At 71.2% G+C, this 20,898-nt stretch carries 21 protein-coding genes; 17 read left to right on the forward strand and 4 right to left on the reverse strand.

The features are described 5' to 3' along the window. Positions 1 to 40: 40 nt before the first annotated feature. Positions 41 to 637, reverse strand: coding sequence for a TetR/AcrR family transcriptional regulator (locus U874_RS0113260; RefSeq protein WP_025135018.1), 597 nt, complete (start codon positions 635 to 637; stop codon positions 41 to 43). A gap of 138 nt (positions 638 to 775) precedes the next feature. Here U874_RS0113260 and U874_RS0113265 point away from each other — a divergent pair, with 138 nt between their 5' ends. From U874_RS0113265 to U874_RS0113310, 10 genes are all read left to right on the forward strand, one after another. Further along, a complete protein-coding gene (locus U874_RS0113265; RefSeq protein ID WP_025135019.1) occupies positions 776 to 2,491 on the forward strand; it encodes an amidohydrolase in 1,716 nt (571 codons plus the stop codon). A 14-nt stretch (positions 2,492 to 2,505) separates the two neighbouring features. After that, positions 2,506 to 3,927 carry an APC family permease gene (locus U874_RS0113270; protein WP_025135020.1) on the forward strand — a complete coding sequence of 474 codons (1,422 nt, stop codon included), beginning with the start codon at positions 2,506 to 2,508 and terminating at the stop codon, positions 3,925 to 3,927. Positions 3,928 to 4,008: 81 nt separating this feature from the next. After that, entirely contained in the window at positions 4,009 to 4,680 is a 672-nt protein-coding gene (locus U874_RS0113275) for a response regulator transcription factor (protein ID WP_025135021.1), read from the forward strand. Positions 4,681 to 4,683: 3 nt separating this feature from the next. Then, entirely contained in the window at positions 4,684 to 6,057 is a 1,374-nt protein-coding gene (locus U874_RS0113280; protein WP_025135022.1) for a HAMP domain-containing sensor histidine kinase, read from the forward strand. Then, on the forward strand, positions 6,057 to 7,067 hold the full coding sequence (locus U874_RS0113285; RefSeq protein ID WP_051582932.1) for a TAXI family TRAP transporter solute-binding subunit: 1,011 nt from the start codon (positions 6,057 to 6,059) through the stop codon (positions 7,065 to 7,067). The genes U874_RS0113280 and U874_RS0113285 overlap by 1 nt, the downstream gene beginning before the upstream one ends. A gap of 223 nt (positions 7,068 to 7,290) precedes the next feature. Continuing rightward, a complete protein-coding gene (locus U874_RS0113290; protein ID WP_025135024.1) occupies positions 7,291 to 8,037 on the forward strand; it encodes an amino acid ABC transporter ATP-binding protein in 747 nt (248 codons plus the stop codon). A gap of 89 nt (positions 8,038 to 8,126) precedes the next feature. Then, on the forward strand, positions 8,127 to 9,029 hold the full coding sequence (locus tag U874_RS0113295; RefSeq protein ID WP_025135025.1) for a glutamate ABC transporter substrate-binding protein: 903 nt from the start codon (positions 8,127 to 8,129) through the stop codon (positions 9,027 to 9,029). A 66-nt stretch (positions 9,030 to 9,095) separates the two neighbouring features. Continuing rightward, the gene (locus tag U874_RS0113300) at positions 9,096 to 9,752 is read left to right on the forward strand and encodes an amino acid ABC transporter permease (protein WP_025135026.1); all 657 of its coding nucleotides are present in this window, start codon (positions 9,096 to 9,098) and stop codon (positions 9,750 to 9,752) included. Beyond that, positions 9,749 to 10,672: an amino acid ABC transporter permease gene (locus tag U874_RS0113305; protein ID WP_025135027.1), complete on the forward strand. Its 924-nt coding sequence runs from the start codon at positions 9,749 to 9,751 to the stop codon at positions 10,670 to 10,672. The genes U874_RS0113300 and U874_RS0113305 overlap by 4 nt, the downstream gene beginning before the upstream one ends. A 47-nt stretch (positions 10,673 to 10,719) precedes the next feature. Further along, on the forward strand, positions 10,720 to 11,517 hold the full coding sequence (locus U874_RS0113310; RefSeq protein ID WP_025135028.1) for a TSUP family transporter: 798 nt from the start codon (positions 10,720 to 10,722) through the stop codon (positions 11,515 to 11,517). 108 nt (positions 11,518 to 11,625) lie between these two features. Here the strand turns inward: U874_RS0113310 and greA are convergent, their stop codons facing one another. After that, positions 11,626 to 12,111 carry a transcription elongation factor GreA gene (greA, locus tag U874_RS0113315; RefSeq protein ID WP_025135029.1) on the reverse strand — a complete coding sequence of 162 codons (486 nt, stop codon included), beginning with the start codon at positions 12,109 to 12,111 and terminating at the stop codon, positions 11,626 to 11,628. Positions 12,112 to 12,262: 151 nt separating this feature from the next. Then, positions 12,263 to 12,709: a DUF4307 domain-containing protein gene (locus U874_RS0113320; RefSeq protein WP_029988478.1), complete on the reverse strand. Its 447-nt coding sequence runs from the start codon at positions 12,707 to 12,709 to the stop codon at positions 12,263 to 12,265. 85 nt (positions 12,710 to 12,794) lie between these two features. Between U874_RS0113320 and mca the strand changes: the two genes are divergently transcribed. The 3 genes from mca to recQ are packed head-to-tail and all read left to right on the forward strand — an operon-like array spanning position 12,795 to position 15,993. Next, positions 12,795 to 13,664, forward strand: a complete 870-nt coding sequence (gene mca, locus U874_RS0113325; protein ID WP_025135031.1) for a mycothiol conjugate amidase Mca — start codon at positions 12,795 to 12,797, stop codon at positions 13,662 to 13,664. Next, a complete protein-coding gene (locus U874_RS0113330; RefSeq protein WP_025135032.1) occupies positions 13,661 to 13,897 on the forward strand; it encodes a hypothetical protein in 237 nt (78 codons plus the stop codon). Before mca ends, U874_RS0113330 begins: the two co-directional genes overlap by 4 nt. A 5-nt stretch (positions 13,898 to 13,902) precedes the next feature. After that, positions 13,903 to 15,993, forward strand: coding sequence for a DNA helicase RecQ (gene recQ / locus U874_RS0113335; RefSeq protein ID WP_025135033.1), 2,091 nt, complete (start codon positions 13,903 to 13,905; stop codon positions 15,991 to 15,993). Here the strand turns inward: recQ and U874_RS0113340 are convergent. Next, complete coding sequence (locus U874_RS0113340) at positions 15,990 to 16,640, reverse strand: hemolysin III family protein (RefSeq protein WP_051582933.1); 651 nt, start codon at positions 16,638 to 16,640, stop codon at positions 15,990 to 15,992. The two genes, recQ and U874_RS0113340, sit on opposite strands and share 4 nt — an antisense overlap. A gap of 340 nt (positions 16,641 to 16,980) precedes the next feature. Here U874_RS0113340 and U874_RS0113345 point away from each other — a divergent pair, with 340 nt between their 5' ends. From U874_RS0113345 to U874_RS0113360, 4 genes are all read left to right on the forward strand, one after another. Then, complete coding sequence (locus U874_RS0113345; protein WP_025135035.1) at positions 16,981 to 17,766, forward strand: isoprenyl transferase; 786 nt, start codon at positions 16,981 to 16,983, stop codon at positions 17,764 to 17,766. A gap of 2 nt (positions 17,767 to 17,768) precedes the next feature. Beyond that, the gene (locus U874_RS0113350; RefSeq protein WP_029988480.1) at positions 17,769 to 18,626 is read left to right on the forward strand and encodes an SDR family NAD(P)-dependent oxidoreductase; all 858 of its coding nucleotides are present in this window, start codon (positions 17,769 to 17,771) and stop codon (positions 18,624 to 18,626) included. A gap of 73 nt (positions 18,627 to 18,699) precedes the next feature. Further along, positions 18,700 to 20,073 carry an amidohydrolase family protein gene (locus U874_RS0113355; RefSeq protein ID WP_025135037.1) on the forward strand — a complete coding sequence of 458 codons (1,374 nt, stop codon included), beginning with the start codon at positions 18,700 to 18,702 and terminating at the stop codon, positions 20,071 to 20,073. A gap of 39 nt (positions 20,074 to 20,112) precedes the next feature. Beyond that, the gene (locus tag U874_RS0113360; RefSeq protein ID WP_025135038.1) at positions 20,113 to 20,868 is read left to right on the forward strand and encodes a nucleoside phosphorylase; all 756 of its coding nucleotides are present in this window, start codon (positions 20,113 to 20,115) and stop codon (positions 20,866 to 20,868) included. Positions 20,869 to 20,898: the final 30 nt, after the last annotated feature.

Here is a 20,898-nt window from a genome sequence, read left to right on the forward strand (position 1 = left end):
GCCCCACCCAGAGGAGCCCACCCCACCCAGCCCAGCCACCTCAGCCGAGCGGAGCGCCCGCCTGCGCCGCGAACGCCCGGATCGCGCGGCGCGCATCGGCGACCGTGATGCTGCCGCCCGCCACGATGTGCAGGCCGTACGCATCCTCCAGCGCGACGAAGTTCATCGCCGTGTCGGCGAGGGGCCCCGTCAGTGAAAACGCACCCGATGCGGCGCCCTCCTCGAGGATCCCGGTGTAGAGCTGCAGCTGCTCGCCGTAGAGCTGCTGCACGAGCGCGTCGTGCAGGGGCGACTTCCCCGCGAGCACGTCGAACTCGTAGAGCAGCCGCATGAGCGCGTCATCGGGGCCGCTCGGCAGGCCCGCGTCGATCGCCGCGGCGAGCTTGCCCGCGGGGGTGTCGTGCTGGGCGACGAGCTCGGCGCGCTCCGTGCCGACGCGCGCCATGCCGGCCGCGTGGGTCTCGACGAGGATCGCGTCGAGGTCGTCGTAGTAGTAGAGCAGGGCGCCGCGGGTGACGCCGGCCTGGTTGGCCACGTCGGTGAGCGACAGGTTCCTCAGCCCGTGCTCCGCGGCAGCGGCGAGCGCCGCGTCGATGACCTCGATGCGGCGCTGCTTCTGCGTACTCGGTCGTGCCACGCCTGTCAGTATGCCAGAGCGCTCGCCCGGCGGGCCGCCGAATCGCGGTTATTTGACATTCGAGTGAATTAATTTACTCTTGTGTTAAATAACTTCGCGGAGCGCTGAAGAATCGGCGCCCACAACCTAGGAGCAGACATGGTCGTCGACACTCTCTACACGGGCGGGCCGATCCGCACCTTCGATCCGGCGCAGCCCTGGGTCGAGGCCCTCGGCGTCACGGGCGATCGCATCAGCTACGCGGGATCGGCCGCCGACGCACCCGCCGCGCGCACGGTCGTGCAGCTCGAGGGGCGGCTGCTCTCGCCCGGCGTCGCGGACACGCACAACCACCTCCTGCTCGGCTTCGACGACCTCGCCGTGAGCCTCGACCAGGTGCAGAGCCTCGACGTCGTGCGCCGGCGCATCGCCGAGTTCGCCGAGACGCACCCCGAGCTCGACTGGATCTGCGCCGAGAACGCGCTCTACTCCGTGGTCGAGGGCCGGCGCCCGAACGCCGACGACCTCGTCGGCACGACTGACAAGCCGGTCTTCATCACGACCTACGATCAGCACTCGGTCTGGCTCAACCGCCCGGCGATGGCGAAGCTCGGGATCCTGAACGGCGGCGACATCGCGTGGGGCAACCCCGAGATGGACCCGACCACGGGCGAGCCGACCGGCTGGGTCACCGACTTCTACACGAGCGCCATGACGATCGACGGCCTCGCGGAGCTCCAGCGCGACATCCCGATGTACTCGCCCGATCGCCGCTACCGGAAGATCACGAACAGCCTTGAGATGGCGGCCTCGGTCGGCATCACGACCGTGGTCGAGCCGCAGGTGCCGCTCGCCGAGCTCGATCTCTTCGCCCGCGCCGAGCGCGAGGGCAAGCTCACCTCGCGCACGATCGCCGCGATCTACCACCCCGTCGGCGCCGACGGCGACTTCCGCTCGCGCATCACCGAGGCGATCCGCGAGACCCCGCAGCACGAGCGCTTCTCGCTCGGCCCCGTGAAGCTCTACGCCGACGACGTGATCGAGCCGCACACGGCCGCCATGCTGCAGGACTACGCGAACCGGCCCGGGCACCGCGGGCACCCGAGCCTCGAGCCCTCCGAGTTCACGAAGCTCTTCGTCGAGCTCGACCGCCTCGGCTACCAGGTGCACACGCACGCGACGGGCGACTGGGGGATCCAGCTCACCCTCGACTCGATCGAGGCCGCCCGCCGCGCGAACGGCGTGCGCGACACCCGGCACGGCATCGTGCACGTCGAGTGCCTGGCCCCCGAGGACCTGCCTCGGTTCCGCGAGCTCGGCGTCGTCGCGGCGATGCAGCCCCGGCACGCCTCCCCGGACCTCGTCGCGGGCACCTGGATGGAGAACGTCGGCGAGGCCCGCTGGGATCGCGCGTGGCGCTTCAAGTCGATGATCGATTCGGGCGCGCGCGTCACCTTCTCGAGCGACTGGCAGGTGGGCGAGATGGATCCGCTCGTCGGCCTGTTCAGCGCGATGACCCGCTCGCGCCTCGACGGCACCGACGCGTGGACCGCGGACGAGCGCCTCGACCTGGATCGCGCGCTGCGCGCCTACACGACCGGCGGTGCGGAGGCCTTCCACCGCGAGGACACGGTGGGCACGCTGCGGGTCGGCATGCTCGCCGACCTCGTGGTCTGGTCCGGCGACCTGTACGCGATGGACCCCGCCGAGCTGCTCGCGCAGCGCGCCGACCTCACGGTTGTGGGCGGCTCCGCGATCCACGACGTGCACGGCGAGCAGGGCGGCGCGGCCGCCGCCGCGCGCAGCCAGGACCCGGGCGGGGCGGGCCAGGCCTGCGGCGAGCCCGCGGGCGACCACCACGGGCACACCCACTAGATCGGAAGCACACGATGTCAACGGCGTCATCACCCACCACCACCACCACCTCCTCCGCGCGACCGGCGGCCCCCGCTCAGGCGGCCGCCGGCGCCCCGGCGCAGCTCAAGCGCACGCTCAAGCTGCGGCACCTCGTCTTCATCGGGCTCGCCTACATGGCCCCGCTCGCGGTGTTCGACATGTTCGGGATCGTCTCCGATGTGACCGACGGCCACGTGCCGCTCGCGTACCTCGTCGTGATCGTCGCGGTGCTCTTCACCGCGTTCAGCTACTCCCGGATGGTGCGGTTCTTCCCGATTGCGGGGTCCGCGTACACCTACGCGAAGGAGGCGATCAATCCGCACCTCGGCTTCCTCGTGGGGTGGGCGGCGACGCTCGACTACCTGCTCCTGCCGATGATCAACGCGATTCTCTCCGCGATCTACATGGGTGCGGTCTTCCCCGATGTGCCGTTCTGGGTGTGGGTGCTCCTCACGGTGGGCATCTGCACGGCGATGAACCTGATCGGCGTGAAGCTCGCCGCGAGCATGAACATCATCCTGGTCGGGATCCAGCTCGTCGTCGCGGTCGTCTTCGTGGTGCTCACCATCGTGAACATCACGAACGGGGCGAACGGCTCGGGCTTCAGCGCGCGGCCGTTCATCTCGAGCGATGTGCAGCTCGTCGCGATCTCCGCGGGAGCGGCCGTGCTCGCGCTCTCATTCCTCGGCTTCGACGCTGTGTCCACGCTCGCCGAGGAGGCGGAGCGGCCCGAGCGCGACATCCCGCGTGCGATCTTCATCATCATCGGCGTCGCCGGGGCCTTCTTCGTCACCGTCACGTACGTCATGCAGGTGCTCTTCCCGGACGTGAGCGAGCTCGGCGACATCGTCGGGGCGTCGCCCGAGATCGCCAAGTACATCGGCGGGGCGGCGTTCCAGGCGATCTTCGTCGGCGGCTACATGATGGCCGTGCTCGGGTGCGGCATCACGCAGCAGATGAGCGCCGCCCGGCTGCTCTACGCGATGGGTCGCGACGGGGCGCTTCCGAAGCGCCTGTTCGGGCGCATCAACCCCCGCACCGGGGTCCCGGTGGTGAACGTGCTCATCGTCGCCGCGATTGCGCTCACCGCGCTCTTCGTCGACCTCGACCGGGCGGCCTCAATGATCAACTTCGGTGCGTTCATCGCGTTCACCTTCGTGAACCTGTCGGTGATCTTCGTGTTCTTCCGCTTCCTGAAGCGGCGCGGGCCGGGCGCCTGGCTCGGCTTCGTGCTCGTGCCCGCGGTCGGCGTCATGATCAACGTCTGGCTGTGGCTGAGCCTCGATGCGGTGTCGATGGTGATCGGCGGGATCTGGCTCGCGCTCGGCGCGGCTTACCTGCTCATCACGACGCGCGGGCTGCGGGCTCCCGCGCCGGATCTCACGGGGCCGATCAACATCGGCATGTACGAGTAGGCGGCCCGCGTCCGGCCCGCCGCTCGGGTCTCCCTAGAATGGAGGGATGGGGGTGTTCCCGAGCGGGCGGAGAAGGCCGACATGAAGATCCTGATCGTTGAAGACGACGAGCGCGTTGCCGACGCGCTGGGCGCGTTCCTCCGTCAGGCTGGGTACACCACGGAGCGCGTGGGCAGCGGGGCCGCCGCGCTCGAGGCGCTCGGGGCCGATACCGACGCCGTGCTGCTCGATCTCGGACTACCGGACATGGACGGCCTCGACGTGTGCCGGCGGATCCGCGGCCTCTCCGGAGTGCCGATCATCGTGGCGACCGCGCGGAGCCATGTCGAGGAGCGGATCAAGGGCTTCCACGCGGGGGCCGACGACTTCGTGGTGAAGCCCTACGACGTGCGCGAGCTCGTCGCCCGCATCGAGGCCGTGACCCGGCGCTCGCGCGCGTTGCCGAGCGACGCGGAGCACAGCTCCGGGGTCTCGGTCGACGGCGTGTACATCGACCTCGCGAACCGGCTCGTGCTGGTCGACGGGGGCCCGGTCGAACTGACCCCGAAGGAGTTCGACATCATCGCAGTGCTCGTGCGATACCCCGGGGTGGTGGTGCCGCGGGACCGCATCATCCGCGAGGTCTGGGGGAGCGACTGGAACGGCTTCAGTCGCTCGCTCGAAGTGCACGTCGGCTCCGTGCGGCGCAAGCTCGACCGGCCGTCGCTCATCGCGACGGTCCGCGGCGTCGGGTACCGGTTGACGGGTGTGTGAACCGTGCGGCAGCGCCTCGTCCTCGTCCTCCTGATCCCGATGACCGTGATCCTGCTCGCGCTCGGCGGCGCGTACGCCTGGAGCGTCGCGCGCACCGTGCAGGAGGAGGTGTCGAGCCAGCAGCTCGGGGACCTGAGCTACTTCCAGAGCGGCGTGCGGCAGGCCCTGCGGGCCGGGAGCGCCAACACTGTGGCGGGGGAGATGGCCCGCTTCAGCGAGCTCTACGGCACGCGCATCGCGGTGTTCGACCGCAGCGGGAAGCTGTGGGCCTCGGGCGGGGGCAGCTTCGACGCGCTCGACGGCGCGGCGCAGAACCAGGTCGCGCTCGCGCTCTCCGGGCGGCGGAGCGATCCGGAGCCGCCCGTGCTCCCCTGGTCGCTCGGCGAACTGGTCGCGGTGGAGCCCGTGTTCGACGACGGGAACGTGATCGGCGCCATCTTCATCGCGGAGAACGCGGAGCGGGTGCGCACCCAGATCCTCACGCACTGGGGCGTGCTCGCGGCGGCCTGCCTGCTCACGGTGCTGCTCCTGCTGTTCGCCGTCATCCGCCTCGCGAACTGGGTGCTGCGCCCCATGCTGCGCGTCGACCGAGCGATGGCCGCGGTGGAGCGGGGCGAGCGCGACGCGCGCGTCGCGGACGACACTGGCCCGCCGGAGATGCGGCGGATGATCCGCATGTTCAACCAGATGGCCGAGGAGATCGAGCGGGTCATGCGGCGACAGGAGGCATTCGCGATGAACGCCTCGCACGAGCTGCGGAACCCGCTCGGCGCCCTGCTCATGCGGGTCGAGTACCTGGCGACCGGGCTCGACGACTCGTGGGAGCCCGACGTGGAGAAGACCCGCGCCGAGGGGCGCAGACTCACGGAGATCCTCGACGCCTTGCTCGGCATGGCGCGATCCGGGGGACAGGACTCCGCCTTCGCCGCGGTCGATCTCGTGGAGCTCGCGGCCGGCCGCATCGCCGCGTGGGAGCCGGTGTCGTCCGAGCGCGGCGTCGCGGTCGAGTTGCGCGGGGAGCCGTCGGCGTTCAGCCTCACCGACCGGACCTCGGTCGAGAGCGCGTTCGACGCGGTGCTCGACAACGCGCTGAAGTTCGCCCCGGCGGGATCGGCGGTCGACGTGACGGTGGATCGTGACGCGGACGGCTGCCGCATCGCGATCCGGGACCGCGGGCCCGGTCTCGCGCCGGAGGAGCTCGAGTTCGTGACGAGCCGGTTCTGGCGGAGCCCGCGGGATCAGAACGTGCCGGGATCCGGGCTCGGGCTCGCCATCGCCTCCGACCTGCTGGGAGACCTGCGCGGCGGCGTCGAGGTGCAGGCGCCCGAGGACGGCGGACTGCGGGTCGTGCTGCGGCTCCCGGGAGCGGGGCAGTGATGCGCGGGCGGCTGCGGCACGCGCGGGCCCTGCGGGGGGCGCTCGCGGTGCTCGCTGCGCTGCTCTGCGCGAGCGGCTGCGCGGGATCCGGTGCGGGATCCGGAGCGGAATCCAGCGCGGGATCACCAGCCGATTCCGGCCGGGCGCCACAGCTCGTCATCGCGGGCGGCGGGGTCGCCGGCATCTACTACACCTACGGCGAGCAGCTCGCGGAGGCCCTGCGCCGCGAGCTGGGCGTCGACGTCGCGGTCGCCGAGACCGACGGCTCGGTCGACAACCTGCAGCGCGTGGCCGCGGGTGAGGCCCTCATCGGCTTCTCCCAGGCCGACACCGCGGCCGACGCGATCGCCGGCACCGGCAGCTTCTCGGAGCCGCTTCCGTTGCGCGCCGTCGCGCGCGTGTACGACGAATCGGTGCAGGTCGTCGTGCCCGCCGACTCCGAGGTGCGCAGCATCGCCGACCTCGCGGGGCGCACCGTCTCGCTCGGCTCGGCGACGTCGGGCGTGCAGGTGATCGCCGGCCGCGTCCTCGAGGCATCGGGCGTCGCGCCCGATCAGGTGGACAACCCGGCGCTCGGCCTCGAGGCCTCGATCGCGGCGCTCCGCCGCGGCGAGATCGACGGCTTCTTCTGGGTCGGCGGGCTCCCGACCCCCTCGATCGAGCGGCTGGCGCGCAACCAGCCGATCCGCCTCCTCCCCATTGACGCCGGCACGGTGTCGCGGGTCAATGCCCGGCACGCGGCGGTGTACCGGCTCACTGAGTTTCCGATCGGGATCTCGGGGGCCGAGCCGCAGACGAGCACGATGACGGTGCCGAACTTCCTCGTCGCCGCGGCCGACGCCGACGACGAGCTGATCTTCGACGCGACCCGGGTGCTCTTCGCCGCGCGATCCACGATCGCGCGGAAGGTCCCCGCGGCCGAGCTGCTGGACCGCCGCGAGGCGATCTTCACCGCCCCGCTCGAGCTCCACCCGGGCGCCGCGGAGTTCTACATCGACGCCCGGCGCTGATCCGATCCCGAATCTCAAGAAGCGCTCAAGCGAATGCTCAAGAAGCGCTCAAGAGGGCTGACCGCGCTGCGCGGCCGGGCCTAGCTTGGGGCAAGCGGTTCGATGGTGAACGCGCTTGTCGCACTCCGTCTCGGGGCGGCAACGCACCCCGGATCGTTCAGACAGGCAGCAGGCCCGGGACGCGAAGCGCGGATCGGGTCGAGATCCAGAAGACGGAGACGAGATGAGCGCGCGCGAACCGCTGGTGGTCGTTGAGAACGTGCAGAAGCACTATGGCGAGTTCCAGGCCCTGACCGATATCGATCTCGCGATCGACGCGGGCGAGGTCGTCGTGATCATCGGCCCATCGGGCTCGGGGAAGTCGACGCTGTGCCGCTCGATCAACCGCCTCGAGACGATCACGAGCGGCTCGATCCGCGTCGACGGCCGGGAGCTGCCGGCCGAGGGCAAGGCGCTCGCGAAGCTGCGGGCCGAGGTCGGCATGGTCTTCCAGTCGTTCAACCTGTTCGCCCACCTCACCATCCTCGAGAACGTCACGCTCGGTCCGATCAAGGTGCACGGCGTGAGCCGCGCGGAGGCCGAGCGCGAGGCGATGGAGCTCCTCGCCCGGGTGGGCGTGGAGAAGCAGGCCGCGAAGCTGCCGGCCCAGCTCTCCGGCGGCCAGCAGCAGCGCGTCGCGATCGCCCGCTCGCTCGCCATGCACCCCAAGGTGATGCTGTTCGACGAGCCGACGAGCGCCCTCGATCCCGAGATGATCACCGAGGTGCTCGACGTGATGGTCGGCCTGGCGAAGGAGGGCATGACCATGATCGTGGTGACCCACGAGATGGGCTTCGCCCGCCGCGCGGCGGATCGCGTGGTGTTCATGGCCGACGGGCAGATCGTCGAGCAGGCGACGCCCGAGGAGTTCTTCACGAACCCGCAGAGCACGCGCGCGCGGGATTTCCTCTCGAAGCTCATCACCAACTGACCCGCGCGGCCCGCGTGTGAGCGACTCCGTCAGCCGGCGGAGCGATGCTCGCGCGCACCCGAAATCCGATCCACCGAAAGGAAACCACCATGCGTACCCAGAAGTTCCTCGCGGCAGGCGCCCTCATCGCCGCCGCCGCGCTGACGCTCACCGCTTGCAACAGCGGCAGCCCCACGGATGCCGCGGGCGGAGGCGGCGGCACCGAGTCCGTGATCCCGCAGCCCGCCGAGAACGTGCAGCTCGAGGGGAGCCCGACGTTCGACGAGATCCAGGAGCGCGGCAAGGTCGTCATCGGGGTCAAGGAGGACCAGCCGGGGCTCGGGTACCTCGACAACGTGACGAAGGAGCGCAGCGGGTTCGACGTTGACATCGCGCGCTGGATCGCCGCTTCCCTCGGCTACGGCGAGGACAAGATCGAGTACAAGGCGATCGCCTCCGCCAACCGCGAGCAGGCGATCGTGAACGGCGACATCGACTACTACGTCGGCACGTACTCGATCAACGACAAGCGCAAGCAGGACATCGACTTCGCCGGCCCCTACTTCATCACGGGCCAGGGCCTCCTCGTGCAGCAGGGCAGCGCCGACGTCCAGGAGCTCGCAGAGCTCGACGGCAAGACCGTGTGCTCGGCGACCGGTTCGACGCCGATCCAGAACATCAAGGAGAACTACCCGAAGATCAAGACGCAGGAGTTCGACCTCTACTCAGCGTGCGTCGAGAACCTCGTCAACGGCCAGGTCGACGCCGTGACCACCGACCAGGCGATCCTGATCGGCTACGCCGCGCAGGATCCCGAGAACCTGATGGTCACGACGGGGCCGGTGTTCACGGAGGAGAAGTACGGCGTCGGCCTCGCGAAGGGCGACGATGCGCTCCGCGCCCACATCAACACGCTCTTCACCGACGGGGGCGCCACGTGGACCAAGATCTTCGAGAAGAACCTCGGCAGCTCGGGGATCTCTGTGGATCAGCCCCAGGTGGACGCCTACTAACCGCTCACGCGTCCGGGGCGGGGGCTGCGGCGCCCGCCCCGGACGCTGGACCGAGAGGACTGACGGATGGACGTCATCTTCGGGAACCTCGATCTCTGGGGAACCGCAATCACGAACACCCTCCTGGTGTTCTTCGGGGGAGGGGTGCTCGCCCTCGTGCTCGGCGTGATCGTCGGCGCCATGCGGGTGTCCCCCGTGCCGATCGCACGGGGCGTTGGCACCCTCTACGTGACCCTCATCCGCAACACCCCGCTCACGCTCGTGTTCTTCTTCTTCGTGCTCGGCTACCCCGCGCTCGGGCTGCCGAAGCTGAGCACGCTCCTCCTCGGCATCCTCGCGATCGGCATCTACACGGCGACGTACGTCGCCGAGGTGCTCCGCGCAGGCATCAACACCGTTCCGGTGGGGCAGGCGGAAGCGGCACGCGCGATCGGGCTGCCGTTCGGCCAGGTCATGGGTCTCGTCGTGCTCCCGCAGGCGTTCCGCTCGGTGGTCCCGCCGATGATGAGCGTCTTCATCGCGCTGCTGAAGAACACCACCGTCGCGGCCGGCTTCTCGGTCGCCGAGCTCGCCGCGCTGCGGGCCACGATCAACGACGCGGCGGGCCGCCCCGGCAGCCCGATGGAGGTCCTGCTCTGGGTCGCCTTCGTGTTCGTCGTGCTCGTGATGCTCCTCAGCCTCGTGCAACACCGTCTCGAGAAGAAGTGGAGGATCGTGCGATGACTTCTGTGCTGTACGACGTTCCCGGCCCCCGCGCGATCGCGCGCAACCGCGTGCTCGCCGTCGCGACCGTGCTGGTCGTCGGGGCGATCATCGCCTTCATCGTGTACCGCCTGGCCCTTTCGGGCCAGTTCTCGGCGACGAAGTGGGGCCTGTTCACCTACGCGACGATCTGGGAGCAAATCCTCGCGGCGCTCGGCAAGACCCTCGCGGCGTTCGGCCTCGCGGCCGTGCTGAGCGTGGTGCTCGGCTTCCTGCTCGCGATCGGCCGGCTCTCCGACCACCGCTGGGTGCGCGTGCCCATCACCGCGGTCACGGAGCTCTTCCGCGCGGTGCCCGTGCTCGTCATGATGATGCTGCTCTACTACGGCCTGCCCTCGGTCGGCGTCAGCATGGAGCCCTACGCGGCAGTCGTGATCGCGCTCGTCGTCTACAACGGCTCGGTGCTCGCCGAGGCGCTCCGGGCGGGGATCGAGTCTCTGCCGCGCGGCCAGAAGGAAGCCGGGTACTCGATCGGCCTGCGCAAGAGTGGCGTGATGCGGCTGATCCTGCTGCCGCAGGCCGTGCGGGCCATGCTGCCCGTCATCGTCTCCCAGCTCGTGGTCACCATGAAGGACACCGCGCTCGGCTTCATCATCACCTACCCCGAGCTGCTCTACCTGGCGAAGCAGCTCAGCAGTAACGTGCAGTTCGGGCGCCCGCTGCTGCAGTCGGCGTTCGTGATCGGCGGCATCTACATCCTGATGTGCCTCATGCTCTCGGCCGTGGCGAAGTGGCTGGAGGGGAGGAGCCGCCGCACGCAGAAGCGCCCGGGCGGGCCCGAGGCGACGACGGCGACGATTCCGGTGCAGCCGGACGACCCCCGCCTCCACCGCGACGGCACGGTCACCGAGGTGATCTCCGTGCAGGGCGAGCGGCCATGACCCGGGGTGCGGGCGGCGCGGGGCGCCGCCCGCACGGGTGACCGCCCGTGGACGGGCTGCTTCCCGCTGACACCGATGCGGGGGTGCTCGCCCTGCTCCTCGTCGCGGCCTTCGCGGCGGGGTGGATCGACGCCGTCGTGGGCGGGGGCGGCCTGCTGCAACTGCCCGCGCTGCTCCTCGTGCCGGGGATCACGCCGGTCCAGGCGCTCGCCACGAACAAGCTCGCCTCGGTGTTCGGCACCGCGACGAGCAGTGTCGCCTACGCGCGCCGGGTGCGGCCCAGCCCGCGCACGGTCCTGCCGATGGCGGGGATCGCGCTGCTCGGCGCGTTCGGCGGCGCCTCGCTCGCGGCGTTCCTGCCGGCGCAGGTGTTCAAGCCGATCATCCTCGTCGCCCTCGTCGTTGTGGGGCTCATCACGCTCCTCAAACCCACGCTCGGCGAGGCGACGCGCCTGCGGCACCGCGGGCTCGCGCAGCTCGCGGTCTCGGGGACGATCGGCGCCTCCATCGGCTTCTACGACGGGCTGCTCGGTCCCGGCACCGGCACGTTCCTCGTGATCTCCCTCGTCGGCCTGCTCGGCTACGACTTCCTGCGCGCCACCGCGACCGCGAAACTCGTGAACTTCGCGACGAACCTCGGGGCGCTGCTGTTCTTCATCCCGCTCGGCGCGGTGCTCTGGCCGCTCGGGCTCGCGATGGGGGCCGCGAGTATCGTCGGGAGCCTCCTCGGATCCCGCATGGCGATCGCGCGCGGCTCGCGCTTCGTGCGGGTGCTGTTCCTCGCGGTCGTCGGCGTGCTGACGGTCAAGCTCGGCGTGGACATCTGGGCCGAGCTCGCCGGCTGAGCTCGCGCGTGGCGCGCGCACCGCGATGCGCGCGCCGCGGCGTTCCCTGAAAACGCCAGCGGCGGGGCGCCACCCGCAGGTTGCGCCCCGCCGCAGCGGTTCCGGGTTCTAGCCCGCGTAGGTGTCGACCCCGAGGATCTGCACCGAGATCTGGGTGCCGTTCGGAGCGGCGTAGCTGACTTCTTCGCCGATCTTGCGGCCGAGGATCGCGGCGCCGAGGGGGCTCTCGGCACTGTAGACGTCGAGGTCCGAGCCGTCGGCCAGCTCGCGGTTGCCGAGCAGGAAGCGCTCCTCGTCGCCGAAGATGTTCGCGGTGATGATCGTGCCGACCTCGACCACGCCGCTCGCCTGCGGGGCCTCGCCCACGACGGCGTGCTTCAGCAGCTCCTCGAGGTCGCGGATGCGGGCCTCCATCTTGCCCTGCTCGTCCTTGGCCGCGTGGTAGCCGCCGTTCTCCTTGAGGTCGCCCTCTTCGCGGGCAGCCTCGATCCGAGCGGCGATGTCCTTGCGGCCCGCGCCGGTCAACTGCTCCAGCTCGCCAGTGAGCCGATCGTACGCGTCCTGCGTCAGCCAGGTCTGGGTGGGCTCGGCCATAGTCGATCCTCGTTTCGGTGAGTGCGTGCGGGCCCGATCCGGGCGCACGCGGAAATACACACAACGCCCTGACGGATCAGGGCGTGGCATCCAGCGTAGCAGCGGGATCCCGGGTGTCGCGGGATTGAGTCGCGGAAACCCGCGACCGCGGCTACTCGCTCGAAGCGTCCTCGACGACCCAGCAGGACCGCGTGGTGACGGCCGTGGCCGGGTTGGTCGTGACGAGACGCGTCGTGACGGTGTGCGTGCGCGCGTCCGTGAGGGGCAGCTCGACGATCTTCCAGCCGACGGTCGCCTTCGAGGTGTTCAGCGCTTCGACGGCGCACGCGACGGGCGTCTGCGGCGGCGCGCTGACCTCGAACTTCGCGTTCAGTACGAGCTCGCTCTCCTGCGTGTAGCCGATGTCCTGCGCGGACACCTGGTTGGAGTTCTGCCACCCCGAGAAGAGGAGGAAGCCGAGGCCCGCGGCGACGAGCAGGCCCGCCGCGCCCCAGGCGAAGCGCCGGTCGAAGCTGCGCTTCTTCCCGGTCCCGTAGCGATCCTCCAAGCGCTGCGTCGTCGCGGAATCCGCGTCGACGGCGGCGACCGCATCCAACACGGGAACCTCCGATCCAGACTGGGTAAACTGTGTCCCTGTTGCCAGAGTACCGGGATCCGCCCGGGAAGCACGTGAGAGGAAGCGCATGACGCTCAGGCTCATCGCGGTGCACGCGCATCCCGACGACGAATCCAGCAAGGGCGCCGCCACCTATGCCCACTACCTCGACCAGGGCGTCGAGGTGCTCATCGTGAGCTGCACGGGCGGCGAGCGCGGCGACGTGCTCAACGAGCTGGTGGCGCGGGATCCGAAGAGCCGGCGCGATCTCGCGGGTCTGCGCCGCGACGAGATGGCCCGCGCCCAGGAGATCATCGGCTTCGAGCACCGCTGGCTCGGCTACGAGGACTCCGGCCTTCCCGACGCGGGGGAGCCGATCCCGGTCGGCTCCTTCGCGGACATCCCCGCCGAGGTGTCGGCCGAGGCGCTCGTGCGTCTCGTGCGCGAGTTCAAGCCTCACGTGATGATCACGTACAACGAGCAGGGCGGGTACCCGCACCCCGACCACATCCGCTGCCACGAGGTGAGCCGGATCGCCTGGGAGCGCTCGGGCGAGGCCGGGGCGTACCCGGAGGCGGGCGAGCCGTGGGAGATCGGGAAGCTCTACTACGAGGAGATCTTCAACGTCGAGCGGATCGAGACGGTCTACCAGTGGCTCGTGGACCACGAGCCCAGCTCGCCGCTCGTCGCCCAGTTCGGCGAGATGCGGGAGCGGATGTCGAAGCGGCTGAACCGCAGCACCGCGAAGATCGAGGTGGGGCGCTTCTTCGAGCGTCGCGATGAGGCGCTGCGCGCCCACGCGAGCCAGGTGCCGCCCGATAGCCCGTTCTTCTTCTGGCCGAACGACGTGCAGCGTCAGGCGTGGCCGTTTGAGGATTACCGGCTCGCTGCGTCGCGTGTGGCGACGAGCGAGTTCGAAGCAGATTTGTTCCAGGGCATCACGGAGGAGGACGCATGAGCCTGATGAGTATCGCACTGCGGGTCGCTGAGGAGAGCACCGAGTTCGACCCGAACACGGTGAGCCCCGGAGTCGAGGGCTTCATCTTCACGGGGCTGATGGCCGCGGGCATCATCGGCCTCGGCTTCCTGCTGGTCAGCCGACTGCGCCGCAACGCCTACCGGCACGAGGTGCGCGCGCAGATCGCCGAGGAGCTGGGCGAGCCCGGCTCGGACGCCGAGCAGCGGAACTGAGCTCGATGAGCGGGGCGGGAGCCGCGCCCTGGGGCGACCCCGACGCGTTCGGGGACGGCTGGGACGCGGACGAGCCCGGTGGCTTCGGCGACGCCGAGCGCTGGCCGGGCGAGGCCTGGGGTGCTCCGGCCCCCGGGACGGCGGATCCGGCGCGGGGCACCGGCGGCGCCCCCGCGGCCCAGCCCACTGCGGCCCCGCCCGTTGCGGCGACGCCCACCCCGTTCGGCACCGTCCAGGCGGTCGGGCACGATCCGCTCACCGTCCTCTCGGGGGTCTTCGGCTACGACGCGTTCCGCGGCGAGCAAGAGGAGATCATCCGCCACGTGATCGACGGCGGCGACGCGGTCGTGCTCATGCCGACGGGCGGCGGCAAGTCGATCTGCTACCAGATCCCGGCTCTCGTGCGCGAGGGGACGGGGATCGTCCTCTCGCCGCTCGTCGCGCTCATGCACGACCAGGTGGCGGCCCTGCGCCTCGCCGGGGTGCGGGCCGCGGCCCTCAACTCGGCGATGTCGATCGACGAGCGCCGAGAGGTGGAGCAGGCGTACCGCTCCGGTCAGCTCGACGTGCTCTACCTCGCGCCGGAGCGGCTCTCCGCTCCGGGCACCGTCGAACTGCTCGGGCAGGGGCACGTCGCGCTCTTCGCGATCGACGAGGCGCACTGCGTGTCGCAGTGGGGCCACGACTTCCGTCCGGACTATCTCCGCCTCGGCCAGCTCGCCGAGCTGTGGCCCAACGTGCCGCGCATCGCGCTCACGGCGACCGCGACGCCCGAAACGCACCGCGAGATCACCGAGCGCCTCCACCTCGGCGAGGCCCGCCACTTCGTGTCGAGCTTCGACCGCCCGAACATTCGCTACCGGATTGAGGCGAAGCAGAACGCTCGCGCGCAGCTCATCGCCTTCATCCGCGGCGAGCACGCAGGCGAGGCCGGCATCGTCTACGCCCTCAGCCGGAAGCGCGTCGAGCAGACGGCCGCTGCGCTCCGCGACGCCGGGATCGACGCCGTCGCCTACCATGCGGGGCTCCCCGCGGAGACCCGGCTCGACGCGCAGACGCGCTTCCTCCGCGAGGACGGCGTCGTCGTCGTGGCCACGGTCGCCTTCGGCATGGGGATCGACAAGCCCGACGTGCGCTTCGTCGCCCACATCGACCTGCCGAAGTCCATCGAGGGGTACTACCAGGAGACGGGCCGCGCGGGCCGTGACGGGCTCCCCTCGGAGGCGTGGCTCGCCTACGGGCTCGCCGACGTCGTGCAGCAGCGCCAGCTCATCGAGTCGGGCGACGGGGATCAGGCCACGCGCGCGAACCAGACGCGCCACCTGAACCAGATGCTCGCGCTCTGCGAGGGCGTCGCGTGCCGGCGGGTGTTCCTGCTGCGCTACTTCGGCGAGGACCGCAGCGAACCGTGCGGCAACTGCGACGTCTGCCTGCACCCGCCCCAGCTGTGGGACGCGACGATCCCCGCGCAGATGCTGCTCTCCACGATCATCCGCACGGAGCGCGAGCGGCGCCGCACCTTCGCGGCGGGGCAGCACATCGACGTGCTGCGCGGCACGGGCTCCGAGCGCGTCACGCAGCTCCGGCTCGACGAGCTCACCACGTGGGGGATCGGGGCCGAGTGGTCGGTCGCCCAGTGGCGCGGCGTCGTGCGGCACCTGCTCGCCACCGGCCACCTCGAGGCGCGTGGTGAGTGGGGTGTGCTCGCGCCCGCCGAGGCCGCGAAGCCCGTGCTGCGCGGCGAGGAACAGGTGATGATGCGCGAGGAGGTCGTCGCGCGCGCGGCGCGCTCCGGGCGCGGCTCCCGCGCGGGCCTTGCGGGCGGCGGCGCGAAGCGCTCGGCCGCGGCGGCGGATCTCACCCCCGAGCAGGACGCGGTCTTCGAACGCCTGCGCGCCTGGCGCGCCGAGGAAGCGAAGCGTCAGGGCGTGCCCGGCTACGTCGTGTTCGGCGACGCGACGCTCGCCGCGCTCGCCGTGCACCAGCCAGGGAGCGACGCCGAGCTGCTCGCCATCTCGGGCATCGGCGAGGTGAAGCTCGAGCGCTACGGCGCCGCCGTGCTCGGCGTCCTGGCGGGGGAGCCTGCCGCGGACTAGCGCAGGTAGACCGGATCCAGCGCGACGAGCAGCGATGCCGCCCAGTGGCAGAGGAACGCGATCACCGTGAGCGAGTGGAAGATCTCGTGGAAGCCGAAGACGCCGGGCACGGGGTTCGGGCGCTTGAAGCCGTAGACGATGGATCCCGCGGTGTAGAGCAGCCCGCCGACCACCACGAGGACCATCGCGGCGAGGTTCGCGTGCGCGATGTCGACGATGTACATCATCGCCGCCCAGCCCAGCAGCACGTAGAGGGGCACGTACAACCAGCGCGGCGCGCCGATCCAGAACACCCGGAAGCCGATCCCGAGCAGCGCCCCCGCCCACACGAGCACGAGCAGCAGCACCCCCTTGTCGAGCGGCAGCGCGAGGAGGGCGAGCGGCGTGTAGGTGCCCGCGATCAGCAGGAAGATGTTCGCGTGGTCGAGCCTGCGGAACAGCTGCTTCGTCTTCGGGCTCCAGTTGATCCGGTGGTACAGCGCTGAGACGCCGAACAGCAGCATGCTCGTCAGCGTGAACACGGCCGACGCCCACTTCGCGAGCGGACCGTGCGCGAGGCAGATGAGCACGATGCCCGCGGCGACCGCGACGGGGAACGTGCCCGCGTGGATCCAGCCGCGCCACCGGGGCTTCACCTCGGCGGGCAGCGCCTCCGCGCCGGCCGTGCGCGGCCCCGCGCTCCGCTCCGCACCGGCGGGCTCCGCGTCCCCGGTGCCCGCGTGCTCGAGCTCCGCGTGCTCGAGCGCGTCCGCGAGCAGCGGCAGCGAGAGGCGGTCGGGCTCGGGGAAGGGGCGCTCGACATGGGCCGGCTCGCCCGCGGGATCGTGCCCCGCGCGCTCGTCGGGGACGGACGTGCTGCCACCGGAGGAGGTCATGCCCCGAGTGTATGTTCCGTACAGATCCGATGGGGCATATGTGTGGGGGATCCCCAGCTGCGCGGCCCGGATCGGCGAGCCCCGCCCAGGCACGACCCGGTACACTCTGAGGGTGAATGCCCAGCCGTCGACGCCCCGCACCGGTCTGCTGTACCGCGTGTACTCGCGTCGGCTGCGCCGCGAGATCGATCCGGCTCGGGTGCCCGCTCACATCGCAGTGATCGTCGACGGGAACCGCCGCTGGGCCAAGCAGCGCCTGCAGGAGCGCGCCGCCTTCGGCCACCGGGCAGGTGCCCGGAAGGTGCCCGAGTTCCTCGGCTGGTGCGAGGAAGCCGGCATCGGCACCGTGACGCTCTACCTGCTCTCCGCCGACAACCTGAAGGCGCGCGATCGCCAGGAGCTCGACGACCTGCTCGGCATCATCGGCGAACTCGCGACCCAGCTCGCCGAGAACCCGCGCTGGCGCGTGAAGCACGTGGGCTCCTGCGACGGGCTCTCGCCGCAGCTCGCCGACGCGCTCGCCGCAGCCGAGCGCAGCACCGCCGATCACGAGGGGCTCCACATCAACCTCGCCGTCGGCTACGGCGGCCGGAGCGAGATCACCGCGGCCGTGCGCAGCGTGATCGCCGAGCACCAGGCCGCGGGCGGCACGATCGACACGCTCGACGAGCGGCTCACCCCCGAGACGATCGGGGAGCACCTGTGGACGCGCGGCCAGGCCGATCCCGATCTGGTGATCCGCACCTCGGGGGAGCAGCGCCTGTCCGACTTCATGATCTGGCAGTCCGCGCACTCCGAGTTCTACTTCGTGGAAGCGCTCTACCCGGACCTGCGGGAGGTCGACTTCCTCCGCGCGCTCCGCGACTACTCTTCCCGCCAGCGACGACTCGGAGGCTAAGCATGGTGACGCGTCAGGACTCGACCCTTCCCGACCTCGGCGGCCAGCGGGTGCTCATCACGGGCGCCTCGGGCGGCATCGGCGGCGGCATCGCGCGGCGCTTCGGCGCGGCCGGCGCGCGGCTCGCCCTGCACTATCGCGGCTCGGCCGGGCCCGTGTTCGCGCTGATTGAGGAGCTCCGGGACCTCGGCGTCGAGGCGGTCGCCGTGCGCGCCGACCTGGCGCTGCCGGGCGCCGCTGCGGGCCTCGTCGCGGACGCGGTCGCCGCGCTCGGCGGGCTCGACGGGCTCGTGAACAATGCCGGCATCCAGCCGCTCACGCCGCTCGCGGAGACGTCGCGCGAGGAGTGGGACGAGGTGCTCGGCACCAATCTGGGCGCCGTGTTCGAGCTGTCGCGAGAGGCCGCGGCGGCCATGCAGGACACCGCGGATCGGGACGGCGCGGACCGGGACGGATCGAACGCCGCGGGCGATCCGGGCGTTGTCGGCGCCGGGGCGCCTGCCGGGGGCTGGATCACGCACATCGCGTCGATCGAGGCGAGCCGGCCCGCCCCCGCCCACGCCCACTACGCCGTGGCGAAGGCGGGGCTCGTGATGCACGCCCGCGCCGCCGCGCTCGAACTCGGCCCCGCAGGGATCCGGGTGAACACGGTGTCGCCGGGGCTCGTGTCGCGGCCCGGCCTCGCCGAGGCGTGGCCGGAGGGCGTCGAGAGTTACACGTCGCGCGCCCCGCTCGGGCGGCTCGCCACGGCCGCTGACATCGGCAACGCGTGCGTGCTGCTCGCTTCGGCGGGCGCGAGCTTCATCACGGGCCAGGATCTCGCGGTCGACGGCGGCATGCTGGCGACCCCGGGCTGGTAGCGCCCGCGCACCGCGCTCGTGAGCAGCCCGGGCCGGTACAGTGGGGCAGGGCATCTTTAAGGGAGGAACCGCGATGAGCGAGACCGAGAACACGCGCGCAGCCGCGGCCGCGCAGCCGACTGTGCTGCGCGCCGACGCGATGCTCACCCCCGCGGGCGCGGTCGCCCCCGCCGAGCTCGCCTTCGACGCCTCCGGACGCATCACCTACGCCGGATCCCCGCGCCCCGACGCTGAGCTCCCCGCGGACGCCGCGGTGCACGAGCTCGGGGGCCACGTGCTCATGCCCGGCCTCGTGAACGGCCACACGCACTCCGCCATGACCCTGCTGCGCGGCGTCTCCGACGACGAGGGCTTCATGCCCTGGCTCGCCGCCGTTCAGGGGCTCGAGCAGCGCCTCACCCCCGCGGACGTCGCCACGGGGCTCGAACTCGCCCTCGTCGAGATGATCGAGACCGGAACCACCGCCTTCGCCGACATGTACCACTGGGATGCCGGGCTCATCGAGCTCGTGCGCGGCGCAGGCATGCGCGCGCTCATCGCCCCGGCCTCCTTCGCTCCGGACACGGTCGGCTTCCCCGGCGTCTCTCCCGCGAACGGTGCCGCCGTCACCGAGCTCACGGAGGAGCTCGCCGGCCGCTACGCCGAGGATCCCCAGATCCGGATCGCCTACGGCCCGCACGCGCCGTACACCTGCCCGCCTGAGTTCCTCAGCGAGCTCGCGGAGCGCGCGGTCGAGCGCGGGATCCCGATCCACACCCACGTGTCCGAGTCGGCAGCCGAGGTCGCACAGATCCAGGAGCGGTACGGGGCAACGCCCGCGGAGCACCTGGACCGCGTGGGGCTCTTCCGCGCCGAGGTGCTCGCCGCGCACTGCGTGCACCTCACGCCGGGCGAGATCGAGCTCTTCGCGCGCACGGGTGCCGCGATCAGCCACAACCCGGTCTCCAACCTGAAGCTCGGCAACGGCATCGCGCCGCTCCCGGAGTGGCAGGAGGCGGGGATCCGACTCACGCTCGGCACCGACTCCGTGGCGAGCAACAACACGCTCGACCTGTTCGAGGAGATCAAGACCGCGACGATCCTGCACCGGGGCGCGCGTCTCGACGCCGCGATCGTGCGGGCCTCCGACGTGCTCGACATCGCGACCCGCCGCGGCGCCGAGGCGATCGGCTTCCCGGAGACCGGCGCTCTTGAGCCCGGCCGCTTCGCCGACGTGATCGCGCTCGACGTTACCGGCTCGTCGGCCACCCCGTTTACGCCCGCGGCGCTCGTCTCGCACCTCGGCTTCGCCGCGACCGGCGCTGATGTGCGCCACGTCTTCATCGGCGGACGCCACGTCTACGCCGACGGCGCGCACCGCACGCTCGACGCCGCGGCGATCCGCGCCCGGGCCACCGAGGCGCGGGCGCGTCTCGCGGCGCTCGCGGACCCGGCGCCCGCCGCCTAACCCGGCGCCAGCCCCTCACCCCCTCACGAAAGGCCCACCATGGCACCCGTCCGTCTTCCCGCTGATTCCGAACTCCCGCTGCTCCGCGCGCGCGTCTCCGATCTCGCCGACCGCGCACTCGTGGTGGGGGATCCCGGCCGCGCCGCTCGCGTGGCCGAGCAGCTCGACGACGTGCGCCAGCTCTCCGCCAACCGTGAGTACCACGTGTACGCGGGCAGCTACCGCGGCGTGCCGGTCACGGTCGCCTCGCACGGCGTGGGCGCCGCGGGCGCCGCGGTCTGCTTCGAGGAGCTCGCGCGCGGCGGCGTGACCCGGATCATCCGCTCGGGCACCGCGGGCGGCATCCAGCCGGAGGTCGTCGACGGCGCCATCGTCGTGGCGACGGGCGCCGTGCGCGCGGACGGGATCAGCCACCAGCTCGTGCCGAGCGAGTTCCCCGCGATCGCGACCCCCGAGCTCACGATCGCCCTGCGCGCGGCGGCGGAGCAGACCGGGCTGCGCACGCACAGCGGGATCGTGCTCACGGGCGACATGTTCTACCCGAGCGACGTGATCGTCGGCATCGACCACCAGATGTGGCAGCGCGCGGGCATCGTCGCGGTCGAGATGGAGGCGTCCGCGCTCTTCGTGATCGCCTCGCTGCACGGGATCGAGGCCGGTGCCGTGTTCGCGATCGACGGCAACCCGCTCGCCGCGAAGAACGACTCGATGGACGGCTACGATCCCTACCGCGAGATCGTGACGCAGGCGGTTGACGGCGCGCTCACGAGCGCGCTCGACGTGCTCGTCTCCTAGCCTCCGGAGACACGCACGAGGGCCCGGCAA

The organism is Leucobacter sp. PH1c, assembly GCF_000633415.1.
In the GTDB taxonomy this organism is placed as follows: domain Bacteria; phylum Actinomycetota; class Actinomycetes; order Actinomycetales; family Microbacteriaceae; genus Leucobacter.